Source organism: Kineosporiaceae bacterium SCSIO 59966 (assembly GCA_020881835.1).
In the GTDB taxonomy this organism is placed as follows: domain Bacteria; phylum Actinomycetota; class Actinomycetes; order Actinomycetales; family SCSIO-59966; genus SCSIO-59966.
In genome coordinates this window covers 1,591,306-1,617,770 of record CP052876.1, presented here as the reverse complement: position 1 = coordinate 1,617,770, position 26,465 = coordinate 1,591,306, and the positions used below count along the sequence as shown (strand labels likewise).

Annotated in this window: 24 protein-coding genes; 12 read left to right on the top strand and 12 right to left on the bottom strand. The window is 73.7% G+C overall.

Features of this window, described 5'->3' with window-relative positions:
• Nucleotides 1-109 precede the first annotated feature (109 nt).
• Nucleotides 110-1,450, top strand: coding sequence for a cytochrome ubiquinol oxidase subunit I (locus HJG43_07655; GenBank protein ID UER55812.1), 1,341 nt, complete (start codon nucleotides 110-112; stop codon nucleotides 1,448-1,450).
• Entirely contained in the window at nucleotides 1,447-2,451 is a 1,005-nt protein-coding gene (locus HJG43_07650; GenBank protein UER54431.1) for a cytochrome d ubiquinol oxidase subunit II, read from the top strand. The genes HJG43_07655 and HJG43_07650 overlap by 4 nt, the downstream gene beginning before the upstream one ends.
• A 49-nt stretch (nucleotides 2,452-2,500) precedes the next feature.
• Here the strand turns inward: HJG43_07650 and HJG43_07645 are convergent, their stop codons facing one another.
• On the bottom strand, nucleotides 2,501-2,965 hold the full coding sequence (locus HJG43_07645; GenBank protein ID UER54430.1) for a PPOX class F420-dependent oxidoreductase: 465 nt from the start codon (nucleotides 2,963-2,965) through the stop codon (nucleotides 2,501-2,503).
• 63 nt (nucleotides 2,966-3,028) lie between these two features.
• On the opposite strand from HJG43_07645, the gene HJG43_07640 reads away from it, so the two are divergent.
• The 5 genes from HJG43_07640 to HJG43_07620 all read left to right on the top strand — a co-directional run bounded on the left by HJG43_07640 (nucleotide 3,029) and on the right by HJG43_07620 (nucleotide 8,445).
• Nucleotides 3,029-6,433, top strand: a complete 3,405-nt coding sequence (locus tag HJG43_07640; protein ID UER54429.1) for a pyruvate carboxylase — start codon at nucleotides 3,029-3,031, stop codon at nucleotides 6,431-6,433.
• Nucleotides 6,434-6,548: 115 nt separating this feature from the next.
• On the top strand, nucleotides 6,549-6,713 hold the full coding sequence (locus tag HJG43_07635) for a hypothetical protein (protein UER54428.1): 165 nt from the start codon (nucleotides 6,549-6,551) through the stop codon (nucleotides 6,711-6,713).
• 79 nt (nucleotides 6,714-6,792) lie between these two features.
• A complete protein-coding gene (locus HJG43_07630; GenBank protein UER54427.1) occupies nucleotides 6,793-7,152 on the top strand; it encodes a hypothetical protein in 360 nt (119 codons plus the stop codon).
• Entirely contained in the window at nucleotides 7,145-7,570 is a 426-nt protein-coding gene (locus HJG43_07625; GenBank protein ID UER54426.1) for a hypothetical protein, read from the top strand. The genes HJG43_07630 and HJG43_07625 overlap by 8 nt, the downstream gene beginning before the upstream one ends.
• A 449-nt stretch (nucleotides 7,571-8,019) precedes the next feature.
• On the top strand, nucleotides 8,020-8,445 hold the full coding sequence (locus HJG43_07620) for a hypothetical protein (protein UER54425.1): 426 nt from the start codon (nucleotides 8,020-8,022) through the stop codon (nucleotides 8,443-8,445).
• Between the two features lie 401 nt (nucleotides 8,446-8,846).
• On the opposite strand, the gene HJG43_07615 is transcribed toward HJG43_07620, so the two are convergent.
• The gene (locus HJG43_07615) at nucleotides 8,847-9,791 is read right to left on the bottom strand and encodes an aldo/keto reductase (protein UER55811.1); all 945 of its coding nucleotides are present in this window, start codon (nucleotides 9,789-9,791) and stop codon (nucleotides 8,847-8,849) included.
• A 229-nt stretch (nucleotides 9,792-10,020) separates the two neighbouring features.
• Here HJG43_07615 and HJG43_07610 point away from each other — a divergent pair, with 229 nt between their 5' ends.
• The 3 genes from HJG43_07610 to HJG43_07600 all read left to right on the top strand — a co-directional run bounded on the left by HJG43_07610 (nucleotide 10,021) and on the right by HJG43_07600 (nucleotide 13,407).
• Nucleotides 10,021-11,397 carry a hypothetical protein gene (locus tag HJG43_07610; protein ID UER54424.1) on the top strand — a complete coding sequence of 459 codons (1,377 nt, stop codon included), beginning with the start codon at nucleotides 10,021-10,023 and terminating at the stop codon, nucleotides 11,395-11,397.
• A gap of 114 nt (nucleotides 11,398-11,511) precedes the next feature.
• Complete coding sequence (locus HJG43_07605; protein UER55810.1) at nucleotides 11,512-12,882, top strand: MFS transporter; 1,371 nt, start codon at nucleotides 11,512-11,514, stop codon at nucleotides 12,880-12,882.
• A gap of 171 nt (nucleotides 12,883-13,053) precedes the next feature.
• Nucleotides 13,054-13,407 (top strand): RNA polymerase-binding protein RbpA, encoded by a 354-nt coding sequence (locus tag HJG43_07600; protein ID UER54423.1) that lies wholly within the window; start codon nucleotides 13,054-13,056, stop codon nucleotides 13,405-13,407.
• A 75-nt stretch (nucleotides 13,408-13,482) separates the two neighbouring features.
• Here the strand turns inward: HJG43_07600 and HJG43_07595 are convergent, their stop codons facing one another.
• The 8 genes from HJG43_07595 to HJG43_07560 all read right to left on the bottom strand — a co-directional run bounded on the left by HJG43_07595 (nucleotide 13,483) and on the right by HJG43_07560 (nucleotide 22,943).
• Nucleotides 13,483-13,935 carry an FxsA family protein gene (locus HJG43_07595; protein UER55809.1) on the bottom strand — a complete coding sequence of 151 codons (453 nt, stop codon included), beginning with the start codon at nucleotides 13,933-13,935 and terminating at the stop codon, nucleotides 13,483-13,485.
• Nucleotides 13,936-13,952: 17 nt separating this feature from the next.
• The gene (locus HJG43_07590) at nucleotides 13,953-14,723 is read right to left on the bottom strand and encodes a polyprenol monophosphomannose synthase (protein UER54422.1); all 771 of its coding nucleotides are present in this window, start codon (nucleotides 14,721-14,723) and stop codon (nucleotides 13,953-13,955) included.
• Nucleotides 14,720-16,396, bottom strand: a complete 1,677-nt coding sequence (gene lnt / locus HJG43_07585; protein ID UER55808.1) for an apolipoprotein N-acyltransferase — start codon at nucleotides 16,394-16,396, stop codon at nucleotides 14,720-14,722. The genes HJG43_07590 and lnt overlap by 4 nt, the downstream gene beginning before the upstream one ends.
• Nucleotides 16,397-16,878: 482 nt before the next feature.
• Nucleotides 16,879-17,286: a 3-aminobutyryl-CoA ammonia-lyase gene (locus HJG43_07580; GenBank protein UER54421.1), complete on the bottom strand. Its 408-nt coding sequence runs from the start codon at nucleotides 17,284-17,286 to the stop codon at nucleotides 16,879-16,881.
• Nucleotides 17,283-18,101, bottom strand: coding sequence for a lysine 2,3-aminomutase (locus tag HJG43_07575; GenBank protein UER54420.1), 819 nt, complete (start codon nucleotides 18,099-18,101; stop codon nucleotides 17,283-17,285). The genes HJG43_07580 and HJG43_07575 overlap by 4 nt, the downstream gene beginning before the upstream one ends.
• The gene (locus tag HJG43_07570; protein UER54419.1) at nucleotides 18,098-19,705 is read right to left on the bottom strand and encodes a lysine 2,3-aminomutase; all 1,608 of its coding nucleotides are present in this window, start codon (nucleotides 19,703-19,705) and stop codon (nucleotides 18,098-18,100) included. The genes HJG43_07575 and HJG43_07570 overlap by 4 nt, the downstream gene beginning before the upstream one ends.
• Nucleotides 19,706-20,164: 459 nt before the next feature.
• The gene (locus tag HJG43_07565) at nucleotides 20,165-21,799 is read right to left on the bottom strand and encodes an amidohydrolase family protein (GenBank protein UER54418.1); all 1,635 of its coding nucleotides are present in this window, start codon (nucleotides 21,797-21,799) and stop codon (nucleotides 20,165-20,167) included.
• Between the two features lie 58 nt (nucleotides 21,800-21,857).
• Entirely contained in the window at nucleotides 21,858-22,943 is a 1,086-nt protein-coding gene (locus HJG43_07560) for an L-erythro-3,5-diaminohexanoate dehydrogenase (GenBank protein ID UER54417.1), read from the bottom strand.
• A 109-nt stretch (nucleotides 22,944-23,052) separates the two neighbouring features.
• On the opposite strand from HJG43_07560, the gene HJG43_07555 reads away from it, so the two are divergent.
• Nucleotides 23,053-24,546 (top strand): lysine 2,3-aminomutase, encoded by a 1,494-nt coding sequence (locus HJG43_07555; GenBank protein UER54416.1) that lies wholly within the window; start codon nucleotides 23,053-23,055, stop codon nucleotides 24,544-24,546.
• Between the two features lie 24 nt (nucleotides 24,547-24,570).
• Here HJG43_07555 and HJG43_07550 read toward each other — a convergent pair whose 3' ends face one another.
• On the bottom strand, nucleotides 24,571-25,011 hold the full coding sequence (locus HJG43_07550) for an Lrp/AsnC family transcriptional regulator (GenBank protein ID UER54415.1): 441 nt from the start codon (nucleotides 25,009-25,011) through the stop codon (nucleotides 24,571-24,573).
• Between the two features lie 68 nt (nucleotides 25,012-25,079).
• A complete protein-coding gene (locus HJG43_07545) occupies nucleotides 25,080-25,304 on the bottom strand; it encodes a hypothetical protein (protein ID UER54414.1) in 225 nt (74 codons plus the stop codon).
• 252 nt (nucleotides 25,305-25,556) lie between these two features.
• On the opposite strand from HJG43_07545, the gene HJG43_07540 reads away from it, so the two are divergent.
• On the top strand, nucleotides 25,557-26,465 hold the full coding sequence (locus HJG43_07540) for a 5'-3' exonuclease (protein ID UER55807.1): 909 nt from the start codon (nucleotides 25,557-25,559) through the stop codon (nucleotides 26,463-26,465).

The window sequence follows — 26,465 nt, the reverse complement described above, 5'->3', positions numbered from 1 at the left end:
GTGCGGAGCCACGGACGGCCCCATATCGTCGCGCCTCATGGAGCCGACACTGGCCCTTCTCGCCGAGACCGTCACGGATCCGGCGGGTCTGCTGCCGGCGCGTCAGCAGATGGCGTTGTCGCTGGGGTGGCACATCATCCTGGCCTGCTTCGGAGTGGCTTTCCCGGCGATCATCTTCGTCGCCCACTGGCGTGGCGTGTACCGGGACAGCGCTACCGGGCTGCGGCTTGCGCAGCGCTGGGCCAAGGTGTCGGCCGTCCTGTTCGCCATGGGGGCCGTCTCCGGGACGGTGCTCAGCTTCGAGATGGGGCTGCTGTGGCCGGGGCTGATGGGCCGGTTCGGCGACGTCCTCGGTCTGGCCTTCGCGCTCGAGGGTCTCTCGTTCTTCGTCGAGGCGATCTTCATCGGCATCTACCTGTACGGCTGGGGGCGCATGCCGGCACGGCTGCACCTGCTCATGCTGGTCCCCATGACGGTCGCCGGCGTGGTGGGCACGTTCTGCGTGATCTCGGTCAACGCGTGGATGAACGCCCCGGCAGGGTTTCGCATCGTCGACGGCGAGGTCACCGACGTCGACCCCTGGGCGGCGATGTTCAACGACATCGCCGTGCCGCAGTTCTTCCACATGTGGCTGGCCGCGTACATGGTCGTCGGCTTCGCCGTCGCCGGCGTGTACGCCGTCGGGATGCTCCGGGGCCGCCGCGACGAGCACCACCGGGTCGGCTTCATCATCCCGTTCGCCTTCGCCAGCGTCGCCGCGGTCATCCAGCCCTTCGCCGGCCACGTGCTCGGCACCGACCTCGTCGACCGCCAGCCGGCGAAGCTGGCCGCCTTCGAGCTCGCGACCACGACCGAGAGCCCGTCGCCGCTACGGATCGGCGGTGTGCTCGTGGACGGCGAGGTCAAGGGGGCCGTGGACATCCCGGTCCTCGGCTCGGTCATCGCCAGAGGGTCGTTGACCGAGCCGGTGCCAGGGCTGGACACGATCCCCCCGGAGAACTGGCCACCGGTCAACATCGTGCACTGGTCGTTCCAGACGATGGTCGGCATCGGCACGCTCCTCGCCCTCGCCGTGGTGCTGTTCTGGTTCCTGCGCTGGAGGCGCCAGGATCTCCTGGAGCGCACGTGGTTCCTGCGGTTCGTCGCCGTCACCGGTCCGCTGGCCGTCGTCGCGCTCGAGGCCGGCTGGGTCGCCACCGAGGTCGGACGGCAGCCGTGGACGGTGTACGGCATCCTGAGGACCACGGACGCGGCAGGTCCCAACTCCTACGGGGTCTGGTGGCTGCTCGGCACGACTGCGGTCGTGTACACGGCGATGACGATCGGAGCCGTCCTGGTCCTGCGGTCCATGGCCCGGCGCTGGCGCGAGGGCGAGGAGGACCTGCCGAGCCCGTACGCTCCGGCTCCTCGGGTCGGTCACCAGCCGGACGTCGAGGGGCCGCGGCCATGACAACGGTGGCGGTAGCGGTTGCGGCCGCGATGTTCCTCGGCGTGATCGCCTACGCCGTTCTCGGAGGCGCCGACTTCGGCTCGGGCTTCTACGACCTCACCGCAGGCAGCGCCGAGCGGGGCGCGGAGCTGCGCACCCAGGTCGACCACAGCATCGGACCCGTCTGGGAGGCCAACCACGTGTGGTTGATCTACGTGATCGTCATGTTGTGGACGGGGTTCCCCACGGCGTTCGCTGCTGCCATGACCACGCTCTTCGTGCCGCTCCTGCTCGCACTGCTGGGCATCGTGCTGAGAGGGGCGAGCTTCGCCTTCCGCAAGTACTCGGCCACCCTGGCCGAGGCGCGGCTGCACGGAGCCCTGTTCGCCTCCTCGTCCTTGGTCGCCCCGTTCTTCCTCGGCACCGTGGCAGGCTCGATCGCCTCCGGCCGGGTGCCCGCCGACGGCGGGGGCGATGCGTGGTCGTCCTGGCTGAACCCCACCTCGTTGCTGATCGGCGTCCTCACCGTGGCGTCCTGCGCCTTCCTCGCCGGCACCTTCCTGACCGCCGACGCGGCCCGCGCCGGCCGAGAGGACCTTGCCGAGAGACTGCGCCTGCGCACCCTCGTCGTCGGCGGTGTGACGGGCGTGCTGGCCGTGGGCGTCCTGCTCCCGATCGCGGACGACGCACCGACGCTCGCCGAGGGCCTCGTCACCCGCGGGGCTCCCCTGATCGTGGCCTCTGTCGTCGCCGGGACCGCGGGCCTGGTGCTCCTTCTTCGTCGACGGTACGCCGCCGCGCGTGCCGGCGCCGTCGGCGCGGTGGTGGCCGTCATCCTCGGGTGGGGCGTCGCGCAGTACCCGTGGCTGCTCGTCGACGAGCTGACCATCGAGCAGGCGGCCGGGGCCCCGGCGACCATGCGTGCGCTCCTGCTCGTGGCCGTCCTGGCCGGCGTCATCGTCCTGCCCCCGTTGGTGTACCTGCTGCGGCTGACCCAGAGCGAGGCGTGGACGCAGCACTAGGCGCACCCGACCCGCGGAGCCGGCACTGAGCCTCGCCCGCAGCAGGGTGTCAGTCGGCCAGCCTGGCCGGGAACCCGCCGGTGGCGACCGGGCCCCAGCGCTGCGGCGTGACCCGGATCAGCGACTTGCCCTGCCGGCGCATCGCCTCCCGGTACTCCTCCCAGTCGGGGTGCTCACCGGAGATGGAGCGGAAGTACTCGACGAGCGGCTCGATGGCGGCGGGCATGTCGAGGACCTCGGCGGTGCCGTCGACCTGCACCCACGGACCGTCCCAGTCGTCGGACAGCACGACGAGGGAGACCCGCGGGTCGCGGCGGGCGTTCGTCGTCTTGGCCCGCTCCGGGTAGGTCGACACGACGAACCGGCCCTCGGAGTCAACCCCGCAGGTCACCGGGGACGCCTGGGGGGATCCGTCGCGGCGACGGGTCAGCAGCACCGCGTGGTGCCGGGTGCGAGCGAACTCCAGCAGACCCTCGCGGTCGACGGTGGTGCTGGTTGCGATCGTGCGTGCCATGTTCCTGGTCTACCAGGTACCTCGGTAGCCTCCGCGGACCGGAGCCGGTCCCGAGGAGGCGCAGTGTTCACCAAGGTCCTGGTCGCCAACCGCGGCGAGATCGCCGTCCGCGCCTTTCGGGCGGCCTACGAGCTGGGCGCCCGTACGGTCGCGGTGTACCCCTACGAGGACCGCAACGCGGTCCACCGGATCAAGGCCGACGAGTCCTACCTCATCGGCGAGCGCGGCCACCCGGTGCGCGCCTACCTGGACGTCGCGGAGATCGTCCGGGTGGCGCAGGAGTCCGGGGCGGACGCGGTGTACCCCGGCTACGGGTTCCTGTCGGAGAACCCGCGGCTCGCCGAGGCGTGCGAGGACGCCGGGATCACGTTCGTCGGTCCGCCGCCGCGGGTCCTGGAGCTGGCCGGCAACAAGGTCCGGGCGATCGCGGCGGCCCGCGAGGCGGGGATCCCGGTGCTGCGGTCCAGCCAGCCGTCCGCGGACGTCGACGAGCTGCTCGCCGCGGCCGCGGACGTCGGGTTCCCGGTCTTCGTCAAGGCGGTCGCCGGGGGTGGGGGCCGGGGGATGCGCCGGGTGGACGACGAGCGCGCGCTGCCGGAGGCGTTGGCGACGGCGATGCGCGAGGCGGAGGGTGCCTTCGGTGACCCGACCGTCTTCCTCGAGCAGGCTGTCGGACGACCCCGCCACATCGAGGTGCAGGTGCTCGCCGACGCCTCCGGCGAGACGGTTCACCTCTTCGAGCGGGACTGCTCGTTGCAGCGCCGGCACCAGAAGGTCGTCGAGATCGCGCCCGCACCGTACCTGGACCCCGCTCTGCGCGACGCGCTGTGCCGGGACGCGGTCGCCTTCGCGCGCCGGCTCGGCTACGTCAACGCCGGCACCGTGGAGTTCCTCGTCGAGACCGAGGGGCCGCGGGCCGGCCAGCACGTGTTCATCGAGATGAACCCGCGCATCCAGGTCGAGCACACGGTCACCGAGGAGGTCACTGACGTCGACCTCGTCCAGTCCCAGCTGCGGATCGCGTCCGGGGAGAGCCTCGCCGACCTCGGCATCGCCCAGGAGAGCCTGCGGGTCAACGGCGCCGCCCTGCAGTGCCGGATCACCACCGAGGACCCCGCGAACGGGTTCCGGCCGGACACCGGGAAGATCACCGCGTACCGATCGGCCGGCGGGGCCGGCGTCCGGCTGGACGGCGGGACCGCGGACACCGGCGCCGAGATCAGCGCCCACTTCGACTCGATGCTCGTCAAGCTCACCTGCCGGGGCCGGGACTTCCCGACGGCGGTCAGTCGGGCTCGGCGCGCGCTGGCCGAGTTCCGCATCCGCGGCGTGCAGACGAACATCCCGTTCCTGCAGGCGGTCGTCGAGGAGCCGGCGTTCCTGGCCGGGGAGCTGTCGACGGCGTTCATCGACGAACGGCTCGACCGGCTCACCTCCCGCACCCCGGCCGACCGGGGGACCAAGCTCCTGACCTGGCTGGCGGACGTCACGGTCAACCGGCCCCACGGCGACGCCCCCGCGTCCCTCGCGCCGACGACGAAGCTGCCGCCGTGCGACCTGGAGCGCGAACCGCCGGCGGGTACGCGCCAGCTGTTGCGCGACCTGGGGCCGGAGGGGTTCGCCCGGGCGCTGCGGGAGCAGACCGCGGTGGCCGTCACCGACACGACGTTCCGCGACGCCCACCAGTCGCTGCTGGCCACCCGGGTACGGAGCCGCGACCTGCTCGCGGTCGCGCCCTACGTCGCCCGGACGACGCCGGGCCTGTGGAGCGTGGAGTGCTGGGGCGGGGCGACCTACGACGTGGCGCTGCGCTTCCTCGGGGAGGACCCGTGGGAGCGGCTGGCCGCGCTGCGCGAGGCGATGCCGAACCTCGCCCTGCAGATGCTGCTGCGCGGCCGCAACACCGTCGGCTACACCCCGTACCCGACAGCGGTGACCGACGCGTTCGTCGCGGAGGCGACCGAGGTCGGCATCGACGTGTTCCGGATCTTCGACGCCCTCAACGACGTCGACCAGATGCGGCCGGCCATCGACGCCGTCCGCGCCACCGGCACGGCGGTCGCCGAGGTCGCCGTGTGCTACACCGCAGACCTCACCGACCCCGGCGAGCGGCTCTACACCCTCGACTACTACCTGCGGCTGGCCGAGAAGATCGTCGAGGCGGGCGCGCACGTGCTCGCCGTCAAGGACATGGCCGGGCTGCTGCGGCCCCCGGCGGCCCGCACCCTCGTCGGCGCGCTGCGCGAGCGCTTCGACCTGCCGGTCCACCTGCACACCCACGACACCGCCGGCGGGCAGCTGGCGACCCTGCTCGCGGCCGTCGACGCTGGCGTGGACGCCGTGGACGTCGCCAGCGCGTCGATGGCGGGGACGACCAGCCAGCCGCCGGCGTCCGCGCTGGTCGCCGCGCTGGCGCACACCGAGCGGGACACCGGGTTCGACCTGCGCGCGGTCATGGACCTCGAGCCGTACTGGGAGGCGGTCCGCCGCGTCTACGCGCCGTTCGAGTCCGGGCTGCCGTCGCCGACCGGCCGGGTGTACGACCACGAGATCCCCGGCGGCCAGCTGTCCAACCTGCGCCAGCAGGCGATCGCGCTCGGCCTGGGGGAGAAGTTCGAGCAGATCGAGGAGATGTACGCCGCCGCTGACCGGATCCTCGGCCGGCTGGTCAAGGTCACCCCGTCGAGCAAGGTCGTCGGCGACCTCGCCCTGCACCTGGTCGCCGTCGGCGCCGACCCGGCGGAGTTCGCCGAGAACCCCCAGCAGTTCGACGTCCCCGACTCCGTCATCGGGTTCCTCTCCGGTGAGCTCGGCGACCCGCCCGGCGGCTGGCCGGAGCCCTTCCGCACGCGCGCGTTGCAGGGCCGGCCGGCGCCCCGCCGGGCCGCCGAGCTGGACGCCGACGACGAGGCCGTCCTCCAGCGGCCGGGCCGCGAGCGCCAGCAGACCCTCAACCGGTTGCTGTTCCCCGGGCCGACGGAGTCGCTGCGGCAGGTCCGGTCCACCTACGGGGACGTGTCGGTGCTCGACACGTTGGACTACCTCTACGGGCTCGAGCCGGGCCGTGAGCACGTCATCACCCTTGAACGCGGCGTCAGCCTGCTCGCCGGGCTGGAGGCGGTGGGGGACGCCGACGAGCGCGGGATGCGCACGGTGATGTGCACGCTCAACGGCCAGCTGCGTCCGGTGCAGGTGCGGGACCGGTCGGTGCAGGTGGACGTCAAGTCCGCCGAGAAGGCCGACCCGAGCGCGCCGGGGCACGTGGCGGCACCGTTCTCCGGCGTCGTCACCCCGGTGGTCGCCCAGGGGGACGTCGTCGAGGCCGGGCAGACGGTCGCCACCATCGAGGCGATGAAGATGGAGGCGTCGATCACCGCCCACGTGGCGGGCACCGTGAGCCGGCTGGCGGTCGGCGGGGTGCAGCAGGTGGAGGGCGGGGACCTCGTTCTCGTCCTCGACCCCGCCTGACCCGAACGCCACGACGGCGACACGGTCCTCCAGGCGCGCCTGGTTTACCTGTTCTTGACTTGTCTGCGACCATGACGTGGTCCGCAGCGGGTCAGCGGCTCCCCGAGGAGGCACCATGCCGGAGTTCGTCGAGGCCATCACCACGGCGATCGCCGAGGCGCGTACGGCTCTGGAGCGGGCGCGGGCCGAGGGTGAGGTCCAGGACGCCATCGTGCACGAGGGGCGGCTCGAGGAGCTCAACCGGCTGGCGGCCGCGCACGGCGTCCTGCCGGAACGCTGACCGTCGCCCCGGGCTGACCGTCGTCCCCGGAAGGAAGGCCGGGGGAGAGGCGCGCGGGCCGGCTCCCTATCCTCGGCCCGTGACTCCCACACTGACTACCGGGCTCGTCGTCGCGGCGCTGGTCGTCGCGCTCTGGGCGGTGGTGCAGACGGTGTTGGGACGTCGCGTCAGCGGGCCGCAGCTGCTCGTCACGGCGGTCGTCGAGGTCGTCCTCATGGTCGCCGCCGTCGTGGGCGTCGTCCGGCTCGGCCAGGCTGACGGCGTCGACTCGATCACCTTCATCGGCTACTGGCTCACCGCGGTCCTGCTGCTGCCGGTCGGCGCGTTCTGGGCGATCGGGGAGCGCAGCCGGTGGGGCAACGGCGTCCTGGCCCTGGCCGGCGCCGTCGTCGCGGTGCTCGTGCTGCGGCTCGAGCAGATCTGGAGCGCCGGTGGCTGAGTCGCCGAGCACGCGGCCGGGGGAGACCGGGGCCGGGTTCGGCCGGCTGCTGGTCGCCGTCTACGCGGTGTTCGCGGTCTCCGCCAGCGCCCGGGCCGGCGTCCAGATCGCCACCGACTTCGCGGCGGCGCCCGTCGCGTACCTCCTGTCCGGGTTCGCGGCGGCCGTCTACATCGTCGCCACCGTCGCGCTGGCCCGTGGCGGGACGACGTCCCGCCGGGTCGCGGTCGTGGCGGTGTCCGTCGAGATGGTCGGTGTGCTCGTCGTCGGTCTGATCAGCGTCCTGGTGCCGGCCGCGTTCCCGGAGGCGACGGTGTGGTCGCAGTTCGGCGCCGGGTACGGCTACGTGCCGCTCGTGCTGCCGGTCGTGGGGCTGTGGTGGCTGCGACGCACCGGACTGCGGCGCCCTCGACCCTGACAGGGCCACCATGACGTCGTCGCCAGCAACGCTGCTACGGGGTCCGGTAGCTGTGGCCGCTCTCCTCATCGCCCGGCAGGAGCGATTCGCCCCGGAGGAGTTGTGCTCACCGCCCGTGGCTCTCGCCGTGGCCGCCGAGGCCCGTCTGGAGCTGGACCCCTGGGGCGGCGACCACGCCCGGCGGGTCCGCCGGGTGCTTGACCATGCCGCCGAGGTGAAGTCCTACGCCGAAGCGGTGCTGGCCAACCCGGCCAGCTCCTGGTGGGCGCAGCCGGTGGACCGGTACGGGCAGGTACTTGTGGCTGGGCAGTGCTCTTCGGGGGTTGAGCACGCCGTCCGGTTCGCTAGTTCCGCCTATGCTCAGCGCCCGGTCCCGGCCCTCATCTCGCCTCGGGTCGGACACGTGCTGGGATGTCTTCACCGGCCGTCATGTCGGCGACGAGGAGCCGATGCCGTCGGTGGACCGGGTCCTGCTGCAGGCCGATCCGGCTGCCCGTGTCCTCGAGCTGCACGAACCGAAGCACTGGCGCGACCTGTGCCTGCAGTTCCCGTTGCGCAGCGCGCCCGGCGAGCCGCTGCCCGGTGGCCTGACGCCGGACTGGACGGCCGTAGCAACCACGTGGGACGCCGTCCACCTGTCCTTCTTCGGATTCTTGGCGAGCGCCTGTGTGCGCGTCGGCGACGGGCTTCACCATTCCATGCTGTGGACCTGGGACGGAGAACAGACTTTGTGGCTGCGACAGAAGTTCACCTCGTCATCGGTGGTGTCTGTCGCCGCGGACAGCGACCGGGTCCGAGTCACGCTGGCCTCTCTGCGTGACGTGTGGGGGCGGGAACCGATATCCGGGGAGCGTGCGCCTCTCAGGTCGCAGTGACATAATGTTCATTATCGGTCTTCGAGTCTCGCGACTGCCCACCAGGGCCACCGGGGTCGGCCGTGACGAGAATCCCCTCTTCGTGATCATGCAGTCCCGCCACCCACCGGCCACCTTCCGGCTCACAGAGTGCTGGGTTGGTGGCGCGACACGCCGGCCACGCTGTGCCGAATGCAGCATTCTGTGGTCGCGGCGCCGGACCCGACACGGGCTGCCATGCCCACCAAGGACCCTTTCCGTCCTTCGGGGTAGCCGCCAGCGGCCATGAGACGTTCATGCGGCCCCGCCACCCCGCAGTCCGGAGTCCAGGGTGGCGGGACTGCATGATCACGAATGGGGCGGTGCGGGGGTGGCGGGATTGCATGATCACGGATGGGTGATGGGGTGGCGGGATTGCATGATCACGGGTGGGGGGCGACCTCGTCGAGGGCGGCGAGGTCCTCGGCGGTCGGCTGCCAGGAGCCGGCCCGCACGTTGGCGCGGACCTGCTCCGCCGACGTCGCCCCGGCGATCACGGACGCGACCGTGGGCTGGGCGGCCAGCCCACCGATCGCGACGTCGAGCATCGTGAGCCCGCGCTCCTGGGCGTACCGGTCGATCGCCTCGATCCGGTCGAAGTCTGCGGCCGCCAGGCGCTCGGGGCGGCTGACCAGCCGGGTGCCCGCAGGGGCGCCCTGTCCGCGCCGGTACTTGCCGGTGAGCAGCCCGGACGCCAGCGGGTAGAACGGCAGCAGCCCGCCCCCGGTGCGCTCCAGCGCCGGGACGAGCTCCCGCTCGGCGTCCCGCTTGAGCAGCGAGTACTCGTTCTGCGCCGAGACGAACCGGGTGAGGCCGGCGGTGCGGGCGGTCCAGTCGGCGTCGACGACCTGCCAGCCCGCGAAGTTCGACGACCCGATGTACCGCACCTTGCCCTCCAGGACGAGCTCGTGCAGCGCCGCCAGCGTCTCCTCCACCGGCGTCAGCGGGTCCGGGCGGTGCAGCTGGTAGAGGTCGATCCAGTCCGTGCCGAGCCGTCGCAGACTGGCCTCGACCGCCCGGCGCACGTACCGGCGCGAGCCCCGGGCCTGCGGGGCGGCACCGTAGGTGTCCCCCATGTCCATCCCGAACTTCGTCGCCACGACGACGTCGGCCCGCCGCCGGCCCAGCGCCCGGCCGAGCAGCTCCTCGCTGGCTCCCGGGGTGCCACCGTAGGTGTCGGCGGTGTCGAACAGCGTGATGCCGGCGTCGAGGGCCGCGTCGACGACCTCCTGGGTCCGCTCAGCGTCGATGCGGCCCCCGAAGTTGTTGCACCCCAGGCCGACCGTGGAGACGGTGAGGCCGGAGTCGCCGAGCTGTCGGTACGTCATCGGAGGAGTCATCGGTGTGTCGGTCACGGCCGCCACGCTAGGGCCGTCCGGCGGGCTCACACGCCCCGGGGTCGTCCACAGCCGGACGAGCGCGCCGGCGGCGGCTCGGGTTATGGTCGCCCCGTCCTCAACGGCCGGTCTGGTCTCAGCTGACTGGTGGACATGGCTGACTGGTGGACATGGCTGACTGGTGGACATGGCGCAAACGACCTACGGGGAGGACACATCGGTGATGTCATCGAGGGCGCACGACGTCCAGGTGCGTGCCACGACGACGATCACGGACGGTGTCATGGCCGAGCGGAGCAGACCGGGCCGGCGCCTCGTCGCGACCGTGGCGGCCGCCGTCTCGCTGGCTCTCCTGCTCCCTGCCCCCGCAGGCGCGGACGACGGAGGCTCGCCGGCCGAGGCCGCCACCGTGGCCGTGGACCCGCCCGGGAGCCTGTCCCCCGGTGACCTGCCCGTCGACGGTGAGGGTCCCAGTGCCGAGGACCTGGCGGCCGAGCGGGAGCACGCCGAGCTGCTGGAGGCCGAACGGGCCGCGCAGGAGCAGGCCCTGCAGGACGCCCGGGACCGCCTCGCCGAGCTCGCGGCCCAGGCCGGTGAGGCGATGGAGCGCTACCAGCGCGCCCTGGCCGACCAGGACGCCGCCAAGGCCGAGCAGCAGGTCCAGGAGCGTCGTCTCGCCGCTGCCCGTGAGGTGCTCGCCGGCAACCGCGACGATCTCGGCCGCTGGGCCTCCAAAGCGTACCGGGACGGCGGGGCGATGGCCGACTACGAGGGCCTGATGACCGTCTTCGGCGCCCGGACCACCGATGAGCTCGGCCAACGACTGTCGATGCTCCGTGTCGTCGGGCGCGTCCAGGGCACCGCCGTCGACACTGCCGAGCAGGCCGCGGCCGTCCAGCGGGACGCCGCCCGTCGCGCCGCCGCCGCGACCCTCGAGGCCGAGGAGGCCGCTGCCCGCGCGGCCGAGGCCAAGGAGGAGGCCGACGCCCTGCTCGCCGAGCAGCAGGAGCAGCTCGTCGTCCTCGACGAGATGCTCGCCGTCCTGGAGCAGGACGTCGAGTCCGCCCAGGAGCGGGCCGAGCAGCTGGCCCTCGTGCGGGCCGCCGCCGAGCAGCGCCGGCTCGCGGCCGATGCGGCGACCGGCCGCAAGGGTCCGAACGCAGTGACCGGTCCGGTGGGTGACTGCGAGGGGGGACCGACCCACCTGTACCCCAACGGGGCCGTGCCCCTCGACGCGCTGTGCCCGCTCCCGCAGGACGGCCACCGGCTGCGCGCTGACGCGGCGTACGCGTTCATCCAGCTCGACGAGGCCTACCGGGCGCGGTTCGGTGAACCGATCTGCGTCACCGACTCCTACCGTCCGCTCGACGCGCAGGTGGCCGTGTTCGGTACCAAACCCGACCTGGCCGCGGCGCCGGGCACGAGCAACCACGGGTGGGGCACGGCCGTGGACCTGTGCGGGGGGATCGAGGAGTTCGGCACCGAGCAGCACATCTGGATGCAGTGGAACGCGCCCCTGTTCGGCTGGTTCCACCCCGGGTGGGCCCAGCAGGACGGCAGCAGGCCCGAGCCCTGGCACTGGGAGTACGGCGGCTGACCGCCACCGGCACTGGCAGCACCGGCGGCACCGGCGGCACCGCCGACACGCTGCCCGAGGTGCTCCCACGAGGACGCCCTCGGGCAGGATGATGCCGCCGTGTCCACACCCGCCGTGAGCCCCGTCGCCGCGACCGAGCAGGAGCGCAGGCGCGAGCAGCGTGCCTGGTACTTCTACGACTGGGCCAACTCCGCCTACGTCACCACCACGGCCACCGTGCTGTTCGTGCCGTACCTGTCGTCGGTGGCCCGGGCGGCAGCCTGCCCGGACGTGCCCGCCGACGAGGTCTGCACGACGGACCTGTCGGTCCTCGGTCTGCCGGTGGCCGCCGGCTCGCTCGCCCTGTACGTCGTCACCGCCTCGACCCTGCTGTCGGCGCTGCTGCTGCCCGTGGTCGGGGCGATCGCCGACCGCTCACCGCGTCCCAAGCACCTGCTCGCCGGGTTCGCGTGGGTCGGGTCCCTGGCCGCGGCGTCCATGTTCCTCGTCACCGGCACGAACTGGCAGCTGGGGGCCGCCCTGCAGTTCGTCGCCAACATCTGCCTGGGCGCCTCACTGGTCGTCTACGACGCGATCCTGGTCCAGATCGCCACCCCCGACGAGCGGGACCGGGTGTCCTCGCGCGGCTGGGCGCTCGGCTACCTGGGGGGGGGCCTGCTGCTGGCGGTCAACCTGGCGCTGGTGACGATGGGCGGCTCCCTCGGTCTGGACGCCGGCCAGACGGTCCGGATCTCCCTGCTGAGTGCGGGGATCTGGTGGGGGGTGTTCACCCTCATCCCGTTCCTCGGGCTGCGCAACCGGCCTCCCGTGCGGCTCGCGCCGGTCGAGCGCGGCAACCTGGTGACCGAGTCGTTCGGGCAGCTCTGGCAGACCCTCAAGCACCTGCGCGGCTACCCGCAGACACTGCTGTTCCTCGTGGCGTACCTGTTCTTCAACGACGGCATCCAGACCGTCATCGGCTCCTCGAGCCTCTACGGCCAGGCCGAGCTCGGGTTCAACGAGTCACAGCTGATCATCACGATCCTGCTCGTCCAGTTCGTCGCCTTCGGTGGCGCGCTGGTGTTCGGGCGGATGGCCGCCAGGATCGGCGCCAAGCGGTCGGTGCTCTACGGGATCGTCATGTGGACCGGTGTGGTGGCCGTCGGCTTCGTCCTGCCCGAGGGCCAGTTCGCCCTCTTCCTCGCGTTGGCCGTCGGCATCGGCCTCGTGCTCGGCGGCACCCAGGCGCTGTCCCGCTCGCTGTACAGCCAGCTCGTGCCCCTCGGTCGCCAGGCCGAGTACTTCAGCCTGTACCAGGCCGCCGAGCGCGGCACCAGCTGGTTCGGCACCTTCCTGTTCGGGCTGATGTTCCAGCTCACCGACTCCTACCGCCCCGCGATCCTGTCGCTCCTCGTCTTCTTCGTCGTCGGTGGGCTCCTGCTGGTCAAGGTCGACGTCCGCAAGGGCATCGCCGACGCCGGCAACGTCCAGCCACGCAAGGTGTGAGCAGCGAGGTCCGCGGCCCAGGGGACGCCGGTGCAGCCCCGGCAACGCACGGACGTGCGCCCTCCCACACGCCCGCCCGGAACACCGCTCGCCGGACCCGCGTTGGACCCGGTGAGCGGCACGCCGAACGCCTCGACCCGGGGCGTCGCCCGAGGAGCTGAGGGGGACCACATGAGCGACCGCAGCCTGCGAGGCACCCGACTGGGTGCCCAGAGCATGGAGAACGACGAGGGCGTCGAGCCGGCCCCGCGCACCATCGCCGTCTACGACTGCCCCAACGGGCACACGATCACCATCCCGTTCTCGGTGGAGGCCGACGTGCCCCCGCTGTGGGAGTGCCGCTGCGGCGCTGAGGCGCTGCTGCGGGACGGCGAGCGTCCCGAGGCCAAGCCCACCCGGCCGCAGCGCACCCACTGGGACATGCTGCTGGAGCGGCGCACGATCGCCGAGCTCGAGGTCCTGCTCGACGAGCGCCTGGAGCTGCTGCGCAGCGGTCGACTGCACAGCGGACGACGCAGCGCCTGACCCGTGCCGGCCGTGTGCCGGCTCCTGAACCGAGGCCGGTCGCGTCCCCTCCCCCCAGGGACGCGGCCGGCCTCGTCACTCCTCGACGATCTCGCCCTCGATCACGTCGTCCGGACCGGGCCCCCGCTGCGGCCCCCTGGCCGGACCGGACCCGGGCACGACCCGCACCGTGACCCGGCGGCGGAAGGCCGCGAGCACCCACCGGCGGGCCAGCGGCCGCGTCGGCGGCAGGATGCAGAAGAACCCGACGGCATCGGTGATGAACCCGGGAGTGAGCAGCAGGGTCCCCCCGACGAGCACCAGCGCGGCGTCGGTCAGCTCCGCCGAGGGCATCCGGCCCGCGCCCAGAGCCGCCTGGAGCCGTCGCCACGTCGCCGGGCCCTCACGGCCCAGCAGGTAGGCGCCCAGAGCCGACTCGGCGACCAGGAGCAGCACCGTCGGCCACCCGCCGATCAGGTCCCCGACCTGCAGGATCACGAGCAGCTCGGCGAGCGGGACGACGAGCAGAGCCACGACGACCCAGCGCACCCAGCCCCCGCGCCGGCTCACGCCCGCCACGCCGCCTCCTCACGCCGGCTTCGCCTGCGACGCAGGGCCCCGGTGACCTGTGACACCCGGTGGGTCACCCCCCAGAGCGTCACCCGCCACAGCGCCTCCAGGACGATGTCACGGCTCATCTTGCTCGTGCCCACGGCGCGCTCGACGAAGTCGATCGGCACCTCGCGGACGTCGTACCCGGCCCGCACGGCGCGCCACGCCAGGTCCACCTGGAAGCAGTAGCCCTGGGAGGCGACGTCCGCCAGGTCCAGGCCCTCGAGCACCTCGCGCCGGAACACCCGGAACCCGCCGGTGGCGTCCTGCAGCCCGATCCCGGTGACCACCCGGGTGTAGACGTTGCCCCCCCGGCTCAGCAGCAGCCGGTGGCGGGGCCAGTTGTGCACCGCGCCCCCCGGCACCCACCGGGACCCCAGGACGAGGTCGGCGCCGTCGGCGAGCGCGGCGAGCATCCGGGGCAGCTGCTCGGGCTGGTGGGAGCCGTCGGCGTCCATCTCGACCAGGACGTCGTACCCGCGGCCCAGGCCCCAGCCGAACCCGGCGACGTACGCGGCCCCGAGCCCCTCCTTGGCCGCCCGGTGCAGGACGTGGACCTGCTCGTCGTCCGCGGCGAGCGCGTCGGCGAGGTCGCCGGTGCCGTCCGGGCTGGCGTCGTCGACGACGAGCGCGTCAGCCTCGGGCACGGCGGTGCGCAGCCGGCGAATCGTCCCCGGCAGGCTCTCCCGCTCGTTGTAGGTGGGGACGACGACGAGCACCCTCACGACGCGCCCACCTCCTCGGTGACTGCTCGACGGCGGCCGGCCGGGCCGACGGGGTCCGGGTCGCCGTCCGGGCCGGGCCGCCGGGCACCTGCACGGCCGGCGGGGCGGGCCGGGCCACGGCGACGTCCCCGAGCGGCGCCGACCAGGACGGCCAGGACGCCGAGCGCCGTCAGCGCCAGCTCGGGTGCCTCCCCCAGCCGGGTGGCAGGGGTCGTCGCGGTCCGTAGCGGCAGGTCGCCCTCCAGCACCGCGGTGGTGAACAGACCGGTGTCGGCGAGCACCGCGCCGTCCGGGGCGATGAGCGCGCTGACACCCACGGTGGACACGTGCGCGACCGCTCGGCCGTGCTCGACGGCGCGCAGGCGGCTCATCGCCAGCTGCTGGACGCTCTCGTCGGTGTACCCGAAGGTGGCGTTGTTGGTCGGGACGACGAGCAGCTCCCCGCCGGCGCGCACGGCGTCGCGGACCAGGTCGTCCTCGACGACCTCGAAGCAGATCAGGTTGCCCAGCGGCGTCCCGGCCGCCTCCAGGAGGCCGACCTCGTCGCCGGCGACGAAGTCCTTGGCGACCAGGTCGACCGCGCTGGTCAGGCGCCGGAACACCTCCCGGTACGGCACGTACTCGGCGAACGGCACCGGACGCTGCTTGACGTACTCGTCGACGGGGCCGGTCCCCGGCTCCCAGACCAGGGTGGTGTTGGCGAGGTTCTCCTCCCCCACGCGCAGGACGGCGCCGACGAGGACCGGCGCGCCCACCGCCTGCGCCGCGGCGTCGATCACGGCCGCGGCGTCGGCGTTGAGCAGCGGGTCGATGTCGCTGGAGTTCTCCGGCCACAGCACGACGTCGGGACGCTCGGTGGCGCCGGCGTCCACCCGCTCGGCCAGCTCGGTGGTGGCCCGGGCGTGGTTGTCCAGGACGGCGCGGCGCTCGGCGTTGAAGTCCAGGCCGGCCCGCGGCACGTTGCCCTGGACCGCGGCGACCCGCAGCTCGCCCGCCTGTGCGGCCGTGGGCCGCGGGACGAGCGCACCCGCCGCCAGGACGACGGTCGCGGCGGTTGCGAGGACGACGGCCAGGGCGGCGGCCCGGGATCGCGGCCGTGCCGCACCGGTGCGCGGAGAGTCGCGGCGGCGGCGCAGCGCCGCGGCGGCTCCGGCGGCGAGCAGCCCACCGGCCAGGGCGACGGCGAACGACACGAGCGGCGCACCTCCCAGGGCTGCCAGCCCGAGGGTGGGGGCGTCGGCCTGGGAGAAGGCGAGCCGGCCCCAGCCGAACCCGCCGAACGGCGTCCGGGCCCGCAGTGCCTCCACCGCGACCCACCACGCGGCCACCGCCACCGCGCGCACGAACGGACCGCCGGGCGACCGGAGGGCCCAGGTCGCCCCTGCGGCGAACAACGCCACGTACAGGGCCTGCAGGACGGCGAGCGGCACCCACGCGATCCAGCCGACGTAGATGCCGGCCCAGTGCAGCAGCGGGCCGAAGAAGGCCAACCCGGCGAGCAGTCCGAGCCCGGCTGCGGGCAGGGTGCGGCGTCCGGCAACCGAGAGCACGAGCAGCGCGACACCGACCGGCGCCAGTGGCCAGACGCCCGGGTCGGGGAACGACAGGTCCAGGGCGAGCCCGGCAGCCACGGCGCCGACCACCGCTGCCGTGGTCGGCAGCACGGGGACCACGGGGGTGGGTGCGCGCACCACGTCACGATAGTCGCCGTGGGACCAGCACCTGGAGACGCGGTCGGCCCGCGTGCCCTTCGGACCGGGCCGGACCGGGACTGGCTGCCCGGGACGGTCCGTTGTCTACTGAGCACGCGGGCCTGACCGTGGGCCCACCGCCAGGTGGCAGGACGTCGGTGCCCCGGAGGGGCTGCGTGCGCCTCGGGTCTGGCTCGACGAGCAGGTCCGCCTGCCGTGCTGGCCCGTGCCCCGCAGCTCCCCGGGAACGTCCTGTGGCCCCCGCCGTACAGCGACGACCGCAGGGGCGAAGGTACTCCGCCGCCCCGACCTGTCAACTGCCGCCTGACCTGCGGTTTTGTGCGTTCGCGCAGGTCAGCGGCCCCGGCTTCTTGACGAAGACGTGACCAAGGTCCTGCGTGTCGGAGCCTTCGTCGGCGTGTCCGTCGTGCTTGCCCGTTGACCGCCCCGCTGTGGGACTGGCCTCAGGCCGGGCCCGGGACGACGACGGTTCCGCGGGCGGTGGTGACCACCAGCGGGTCGGGGAGCACCTCGGCGGCCGACTCCCGCACGTCCGGACGTCCCCGGCAGACCACCCGGACGGCGAAGTCGATCTCCCGGCTGCGCCGTCCCACCCGGACCACGGTCCCGGTGACCTCCAGGACGTCGCCGGCGCGCACCGGCCCGAGGAACTGCACGTCGGAGTACGAGGCGAACAGGCCCTCGTCGCCGTCCGTGCGGATGCAGATCTCCGTCGCCACGTCCCCGAACAGGCCCAGGCAGTACGCCCCGTCGACGAGGTCACCGGCGTAGTGGGCGTGGGCGTACGGGACGTACCGGCGGTGCACGACGGTCAGCCCGGTCCGGGGGTCCTGCTCCTGCTCCTGGCTCATCCGTGATCCTCCTGTCGCTCGCTGCGTGCGCCGCCTGGGACCAGGGCGTGCACGAGGTACGACGCCACCTCCCCGGGGGTCGTGCCCCTGCCGAACACCCGGTCGACGCCGAGCGCTGCCGCAGCGGTCTCGTCGAACCGCGGACCGCCGACGACGAGCAGCGGACGACGGTCCGCCGGGTACGCCTCGCGGAACGCCGCGGCCATCTCCCGGGTGTTGTGCAGGTGGGCGTCGCGCTGGGTGACGACCTGGGAGACGAGTACGGCGTCCGCACCGGCCTGCTGGGCCCGCTCGACGAGGTCCGGGACGAGCACCTGGGCGCCGAGGTTGACCACCTCGATCTGGCCGTAGTACTCCAGCCCCTTCTCGCCGGCGAAGCCCTTGATGTTGAGGATCGCGTCGATGCCGACCGTGTGCGCGTCGGTGCCGATGCACGCCCCGACGACGACGAGCGGGCGACCCAGGCCCGCCTTGATCGCGGCGTCCACCTCCTTGGCGGACAGCAACGGGTACTCCCGCTCGACCACCTGCACCTGGGCGAGGTCGACGAGGTGGTGCACCGAGCCGTAGACGATGAAGAACGTGAAGTGCGGTCCCATGGCCTTGGCGTGCACGACCATCGCCGGCTCGACGCCCATCTTCGCCGCCAGCTGCAGGGCCGCGCCCTCGGCCCGCTTGTCGTGGGCCACGGGGAGGGTGAAGGACAGCTGCACCATCCCGTCGCCGGTGGTGTCGCCGTAGGGCCGGACCACCCGCGTCTCCCCCGGGTCCTCGGCGTGCCCCCGGACGGCGCTGCGCTCCTCGGTGCTCGTCATCGGGTGGCGCCCTCCTCCAGCAGGTCGACGGCCGGGTTGACGTAGCCGTCCGCGCGCCGGGCGACGCCGTCCAGGCCCTTGCCGCCGTCGGCGGGCCGGCGCATCAGCCCGAACGTGCCCTCGGCGATGGCGTCGAGCATGCCCTGGTCGACGATCCGCTCCAGCAGGTCCACCGACTCGGCGAGGACCTGCCGGGCCCGGGTGGCGATGAAGCCGTCGCTGGGTGGGGCGAAGTCCTCGGTCAGCCCGCCGGCCGCGTTGAGCACGTAACGGACGTTCTGCAGCGCCAGGTCCCGGTCGCTGAGCCACGGTGTGACGACCGCCTCGGTCATCATCCCGACGAGCAGGATCCCCTGCCCCGTCATCGCCCCGGCGAGGTTGAAGAAGCCGTCGAGCAGGTAGCCGCGGAACACGTCGCCGGTCATGTGCTTCGTCGGCGGCATCCACTTCAGCGGGGCGTGGGGGAACAGCTGGCGCGCCAGCAGCGCGTGGGCCAGCTCCAGCCGGAAGGAGTCCGGCAGGTCAGGGTTGATCTCGAAGGCGTGACCGAGGCCGAGCTGCCAGTCCGCCAGCCCCGCCTCCTTGGCCAGGGCCTCGTTGACGAGCTGGCTGACGGTGACCGTGTGCGCGGCCTCGACGGCGTCGGCGGTGGTGAGGTAGTTGTCCTCACCGGTGTTGATGATGATGCCGGCGCGGGCGTGCACCTGCCGGCTGAAGCGCTGGTCGACGAAGGTGCGGACCGGGTTGATGTCGCGGAAGAGGATCCCGTACATCGAGTCGTTGAGCATCATGTCGAGCCGCTCGAGCCCGGCCAGCGTCGCGATCTCGGGCATGCACAGCCCCGAGGCGTAGTTCGTCAGGCGGACGTAGCGGCCCAGCTCGGCACTGACCTCGTCGAGCGCGACCCGCATGAGCCGGAAGTTCTCCTGGGTGGCGTAGGTGCCGGCGTACCCCTCCCGGGTGGCACCCTCGGGGACGTAGTCGAGCAGGGACTGGCCGGTCGAGCGGATCACGGCGATGACGTCGGCGCCCTCCCGGGCGGCCGCCTGGGCCTGGGGGATGTCCTCGTAGATGTCCCCGGTCGCGACGATGAGGTAGATCCAGGGACGCTGCGGGGGGTCGCCGAGGCGGCGGACCAGGCGCTCCCGGTCCGTGCGGGCCCGGTCGATCCGCCGGACCCCGGCGGCGACGTCCCGGCGGGCGGCGCGCGCGACCCGGTCGGCGTCCCGGCCCTGCGGCAGCCGGAACGACACCGCGCCCGAGCTCGCCTTCTGCGCCAGCGTCAGCAGGTCAGGCGCCTGCCCGCGGGCGAGGGCGTCCCAGACCGGGAGCGCGACGCCGTGCTCGATCCCCACCTGCTCGCGGACGGCGTCCACGAGGTGGTTCACCCAGGGCACCCGCTCGGCGTCCGCACCGGCCAGGCCGGCCATCCGCAGCGTCGCGCGCTCGACCGAGACGGTCGTGTGCGTCCGGGCCAGACGGACGACCGGTCGGGTGGCGCGCCGGGCCAGCGACCGGGCCTTGCGGACGGTGACGGGGTCCAGGTCCAGCAGCTGTCGTGGCCGGGCGGCACGCGTCCGTGCAGTCAGAGGACGGGACGACATGTTCGGAGCCTACGCCATACCTGGCGGCGAACTTCCCGCGATGAGCCTCTCCCGCCGCAAATCTTCCCCCACCTCCCCCACCCCTCGGTGATCATGCAATCCCGCCACCCTCGTGACGGCCCAACACCCCGTTCGTGATCATGCAATCCCGCCACCCCCGTGGCGGCCCCAACCCCTTGGTGATCATGCAGTCCCGCCACCCCCGTGGGGCCCAACACCCCGTTCGTGATCATGCAATCCCGCCACCCGGGAACGGGGTCTGCTGGCTTCGGAGCGCCAGGCGTCCGTCCACAGAATGCTGGACTCGCCACTGGTCTCGCGGCGTGTCGCGCCGACAACCCAGCATTCTGCGCAGCAGAAGGGAGGCCCCTGGGGTGGCGGGATTGCATGATCACGAAAGAGGGAGGGAGGGTGGCGGGATTGCATGATCACGGGAGGGTGGGGGGTTGGAGGGGGGCGTCAGAGGGCGTCGTGGACGACGGCACCGGCCACGACGGTCCGCCGGCACCGGGGCAGGGTGACGCCGGGGGTGAGGTCGGGCAGCCCCTGCGTCCCCGAGCGCGGGTCGGTGCTCCAGGCCTGGACCCGTTCGTCCGGTGCCTGGACGACGAGCTCCGCCGGCTCCCAGACCGCGAGGGTCGCCGGGCCGCCGGGCACGAGCACCCCCTCGCCGTCACGCCGGGCGGCCCGCCACCCGCCGCGCGTCGCGGCGAGGAAGGCGGCCCGCGCGGAGATCCGCTCCTCGGGGTCGGAGTGGAAGGCGCAGGCACGGATCGACGACCACGGGTCGAACGGGGTGACCGGTGAGTCGGAGCCCAGGGCCAGCGGGACGCCGGCCGCGGCCAGTGAGCCGAACCGGTTGAGCCGGGTGCCGCGCTCGGCGCCGAGCCGCTCGGCGTACATCCCGTGCGGGCCGCCCCAGAACGCCTCGAACGCCGGCTGCACGCTGGCGGTCAGGCCGAGCCGGGCGAGCGCCGCGACGGCCGCGTCGTCGACCGCCTCGATGTGCTCGAGGCGGTGTCGGGCGCCCCGCAGCGCCTCGAGACCGACCTGCTCGGCCGCTCGAGCGGCCCCCTCCAGAACGGCGTCGACGGCGGCGTCGCCGATGACGTGGAAGCCGCCCTGCAGCCCGGCGCGGGTCGTGGCGACGAGGTGCGCCGCCACCTCCTCGGCGGTGAGGTACAGGTGGCCCCGGTGGTCCGCCGGCAGGCCGGCGGCGACGGCGTCGGCGTAGGGCTCCCGGAACGCCGAGGTGCGCGACCCGACGGACCCGTCCACGCACAGGTCCCCGGCCAGCCCGGCGACCCGCGGGCCGACCTCGGCGCCCAGGGCGTCGAGCACCGCGCGCAGGCTCTCGTCGTCGGCGACCGCCTGCCCCCAGTAGGGGACGACGACCGGGTACCCGCCGCCGTCGGTGAGCGCCAGGAGGACCTGCAGGTCCTCGGGCGAGCCGATGTGCGGGGCGGCGCACTCGTGCACGGCGCCCACCCCCGCGGCCGCGGCGGCGCGCAGCGCCCGCTCCTGAGCAGCACGCCGCTCGGCGGCGGACAGGTCCCGGGTGAGGTCCCGGGCGCGGTGGTGGGCGTCCCGCTCCACCCGCCCGTCGTCCCAGCCGGGCAGGTCCGCGAGCCCCCCGCGCTGCGCCAGCGCCGAGGAGACCACCGCGGAGTGGACGTCGACGCGGGACAGGTAGACCTCGGCCCCGGACGCCGCCCGGTCGAGCTCGGCGCGCGACGGCGGCCGCTGCTCGGGCCACAGCCGCTCGTCCCAGCCGTGGCCGAGGACCCGCTCTCCCGGGGCGCGGCGCGCCGCGGCCGCCACGAGGTCGAGCGCCTCGGTCAGGGTGCGGGTCGCCGACAGGTCGACGCCGCCGAGGGCCAGGCCGGTCTCGGTGACGTGTACGTGGGCGTCGACGAAGGCGGGCGCGACCAGGCCGCCCTGCAGGTCCACGACCTCGTCCACGCCGTCGGAGAAGGTCCCTGCGGTGTCGTCCGAGCCGACCCAGGCGACGGTCTCGCCGTCGACGACGAGGGCGGTGGCGAACGGGTCGGCCGGGGTGTACACCGCGCCGTTGCGGTAGAGGGTGACGGGCACGCCGTCAGTGTGCCGGGCCCCCGCCCGGCCGCGACGCACGGGCACGCCCGGCGGGTTCTCAGTCGCGGGCGCCGTCGGCCAGCCGGGCGGTGAACAGCCCCCGGACGCCGGCGTCCCGGCGGACGAGGTCGAGGGCGTAGTCGGCGTGCCCGGGCACGTAGCCGTTGCCGACGAGCATCGTGACGTCGGCGGCCAGCCCCTCGGCGCCCAGGGCCGCGGCGCTGAACGACGTCGCCATGGAGAAGAAGACCACCGTCCCGCCGTCCGCCGTCGACAGCACCGCGCCGTGCTCGCAGCCCGGGACGTCGACGCAGACCACGGTGACGTCCGCCGGGCCGCCGAGGGCGCCGGTGACGGCACCGGCCAGGGCGAGGGGCTCCCGGGCGTCGGCGCGGACGACGGACCCGGCGATCCCGGCCGCGCGCAGCGCCTCGGCCTCACGCTCGACCGGGACGACGCCCACGGTGGCGGCCGCGCCGGCGTCACGGGCCGCCGCCAGGGACAGCGACCCGGACTTGCCCGCCCCGCCCACCACCGCGACGGTGGGGTCGGCGCCGCGCAAGGTGCGGTGCTGCTGCACGACCCGCCGCACGAGGGCCGGCGCCCCGCACACGTCCAGCACCATGAGCGCGAGCGCCGGGTCGAGGTCGTCGGGCAGGACGGCGGCGATGGAGCGGCCGAACAGGACGGCGTGGCCGGCCGCGGGCACCTGCTCGGTCCGCCCGTCCCACCGGGCCAGCCCGTCGGTGATCCGCAGCGGCGTCAGCGACAGGGAGACCAGGGTGGCCACCCGGTCCCCGACGTGCAGGCCGAGCGGTGAGCGCGGCCCCACCTCTGCGACCGTGCCGATGAGCATGCCGCCGGAGCCGGTGACCGGGTTCTGCATCTTGCCGCGCGCGGCGACGATGTCGAGGACGGCGCGGCGGACGGCGTCCCCGTCGCCCCCGGCCGCCGTGGACAGCTGGCGGAAGCTGGCGGCGTCCAGGTTCAGCGTCTCGACGTCGATCCGCACCTCGTCGGGCCACAGCTCGGGCCGGTCGTCGAGGCGGGTCGCCGCCTGCGGCAGGACGCCGGCCGGCTCGAGCACCCGGTGCAGGCCGACCGGGGACCCCGGGCGCCCTGCCGGGCTGGACGTCTCGGGCACGGTGCCTCCTCCTGGTCCGCCGCATGTTGTTCGCCCAGACGACGACATGCGGGAAGATTTACGGCACGGCTCTCGTACCGCAGTACTTCTTGCGGCTATCCTGCCAGGTGTGAGCGCTTTCCCGGGCACGACACCGCCGCAGCCGTACGTCTACCGTCGTCGTGAGCTCGTCGAGCCGGACTGGACCCGGCTGCCGGGCTGGCGCGACGTCACCGCCGAGCAGTGGGCCAGTGTGCAGTGGCAGCGGGCCAACTGCGTGAAGAACGTCAAGCAGCTCCGGGCCCTCATGGGCGACCTGCTCGAGGACCGCTTCTACGCCGACCTGGAGCGCGACCAGGCCGAGCGGGCGACGATGTCGATGCTCGTCACCCCGCAGATGATGAACACCATGGTCCCGGCGACCGGGGTCTTCGACGACGGGGTGATGCCGGCGGCGGGGGCCGCGTTCACCGAGGCCTTCTACGCGGACCCGGTGCGCCGGTACATGCTCCCGGTGTTCTCCGACCGTCGCACCGACTGGCCGAGCCACCCCTTCGCCACCCGGGACTCCCTGCACGAGCAGGACATGTGGGTCGCCGAGGGGCTCACCCACCGCTACCCGACGAAGGTGCTCGCCGAGCTCCTGCCGACCTGCCCGCAGTACTGCGGGCACTGCACCCGGATGGACCTGGTCGGCAACTCCACCCCCCAGGTGCCCAAGCTGAAGTTCGGTCTCAAACCGGTCGACCGGTACGAGGCGATGCTGGAGTACCTGCGCGGCCACCCGGAGGTGCGCGACGTCGTGGTGTCCGGCGGGGACGTCGCGAACCTCCCGTGGAAGAACCTCGAGTCGTTCCTGCTGCGCCTGCTCGAGGTGGACAACGTCCGGGACATCCGGCTCGCGACGAAGGCGCTGATGGGCCTGCCGCAGCACTGGCTCGCCGGCGACGTCGTCGAGGGCGTCGCCCGGGTGGCCCAGGTCGCCCGGGCCCGCGGGGTCAACCTGGCCGTGCACACCCACGTCAACACGGCCCGTTCCCTGACCCCAGCCGTGGCCGCCGCGGCCCGGGCGATGCTGGACGCCGGCGTCCGCGACGTCCGCAACCAGGGGGTGCTGCTGCGGGGCGTCAACGACAGCACCGAGGCGCTACTCGACCTCGCGTTCGCCCTCCAGGACGAGGCGTCGATCACCCCGTACTACTTCTACATGTGCGACATGATCCCGTTCAGCGAGCACTGGCGGGTCTCGCTGGCCCGGGCCCAGCAGCTGCAGCACTCGATCATGGGCTACCTGCCCGGGTTCGCGACGCCGCGCATCGTGTGCGACGTGCCGTTCGTCGGCAAGCGGTGGGTGCACCAGGTCGACACCTACGACACCGAGCGGGGCATCTCGTACTGGACGAAGAACTACCGGACGTCGATCGAGTCGGCGGACGACGAGGCGCTGTCGCGCGAGTACGTCTACTACGACCCCATCGACACGCTGCCGCAGGCCGGCCAGGACTGGTGGCGCCGGCACGGCGCCACCGACGCCGCGCACGCGGCGGCCTACGCCCAGGCCGCGGCGTCCCGGACGGCGGCGGCCGCCCAGCACGAGGAGCACGTCGCCGCCGAGCAGGCCTGAGGCCGACCAGGCCTGAGCCTGAGGTCAGACGGCCGGGGGCCGCGCCTCGTACGGGGTGGACAGCACGACGGTCGTGCGGGTCGACACGTTCGCGGCCGCCCGGATCCGGGCGAGCAGGTCCTCCAGGTCGCGCGGCGCCGCCACCCGCACCTTGAGGATGTAGGACTCCTCCCCCGCCACCGAGTGGCAGGCCTCGATCTCGGCCAGGTGCGCCAACCGGTCCGGGACGTCGTCCGGGGCGGACGGGTCGAACGGCGCCACCGAGATGAAGGCGGTGATCGGCAGGCCCACGGCCTCGGCGTCGACGACGGCCGCGTACCCGGTGATGACACCGCGTTCCTCCAGCCGGCGGACCCGCTGGTGCACCGCGGACGTCGACAGGCCGGTGGCCCGGGCCAGGTCGGTGTAGCTCATCCGGCCGTCACGGACGAGCAGCCGGACGATCGCCCGGTCGGTGTCCTCCACGACGGTCAGGCTAACGCTGCGGGCGGATCCGGGCCCGGACGGCGCACCGCCCGGGCCCGGGCCCGCGGTCACCGGATCCGACGGACCTCGCCGTCGTCTCCCCGGACGTACTTCGTGGCCGGCCCGAGCCGCACCCCGCCGTCGTCCGTGACCGCCACGGGCACGGTGCCCGGCTCCACGGGCGGTACCGCCCGCGGGCCGAGCGCCAGGCCCGTCACGCCGGCGGCCACCAGGGCCGCCGTCAGTACCGGGGCCGCCGCGCGGCGTGCCCCGGCCCTCAGGAACTGGTGCATCAGAGTGCTCCCGCCCGTCGACTGACGGCCGGGCCGGTCTCGCCACTCACTCCCCCAGCGGTCTGGGCGACCGTTCGTCTCCGTGCCCGCCGGCCGGCGGGTCGGTGAGGACCGTTGGGATCACCGTGTCCCGTACCCACGGGGCCCACCGGGAGCCCCGCAGCACCGGCATCGGCAGGTCCGCGGTCCACCTTGAGCCCGCCGCGGTGACAGGATGCGCGCGTGTCGACCCCCGATCGGCCCGGCCGGCTGCTGCTGCTCGACTCCGCGTCGCTGTACTTCCGCGCGTTCTTCGGCGTCCCACAGTCGCTGACCGCGCCGGACGGGACGCCGGTGAACGCCGTCCGCGGCTTCCTCGACATGGTGGCGACGCTGCTCCAGCGGGGCCGGCCCGCGGGCGTCGTCGCCTGCTGGGACGACGACTGGCGGCCGCAGTGGCGGGTCGACGCGCTCCCCTCGTACAAGGCCCACCGGGTGGCCGGCGACGGGGCCGCCGGCGCCGAGGAGGTCCCGCCCGCGCTGGCCGCTCAGGTGCCGGTCATCGCCGAGGCGCTGGCCGCGCTGGGCATCGCCCGGGTCGGGGCGCCGGGCTGCGAGGCGGACGACGTCATCGGCACGCTCGTCACCCGGGCGGTGGCCGCCGGCCGCCGGGTCGACGTCGTCACCGGCGACCGGGACCTGTTCCAGCTCGTCGACGACGCAGCCGGGGTGCGGGTCCTCTACACCGGCCGCGGGGTGCGCAACCTCGAGGTGGTCGACCAGGCTCGGCTGCGCGAGCGGTACGGCGTGCCGGACGGCGACCGCTACGCCGACCTCGCGGTGCTGCGCGGCGACCCCAGCGACGGGCTGCCGGGCGTCGCGGGTATCGGCGAGAAGACCGCTGCGGCGCTGCTCAACCGGTTCGGCGACCTCGCCGGCGTCCTGCGGGCGGTCGAGACGGGCGACCCGGCGCTCACCCGGGCCCAGCGCACCCGCCTGGCCGCGGCCCGGGACTACCTGGCGGCGGCTCCGGCCGTCGTCCGGGTGCTCCGCGACGCCGACCTGCCCGACCACGACGACCGGCTGCCGCAGCGTCCGGCGGACCCCGACGCCCTCGTCCGGCTCGCCCAGCGGTGGGGTGTCGGCTCCAGCCTGGCCCGGGTCGTCGACGCGCTCGGCTGA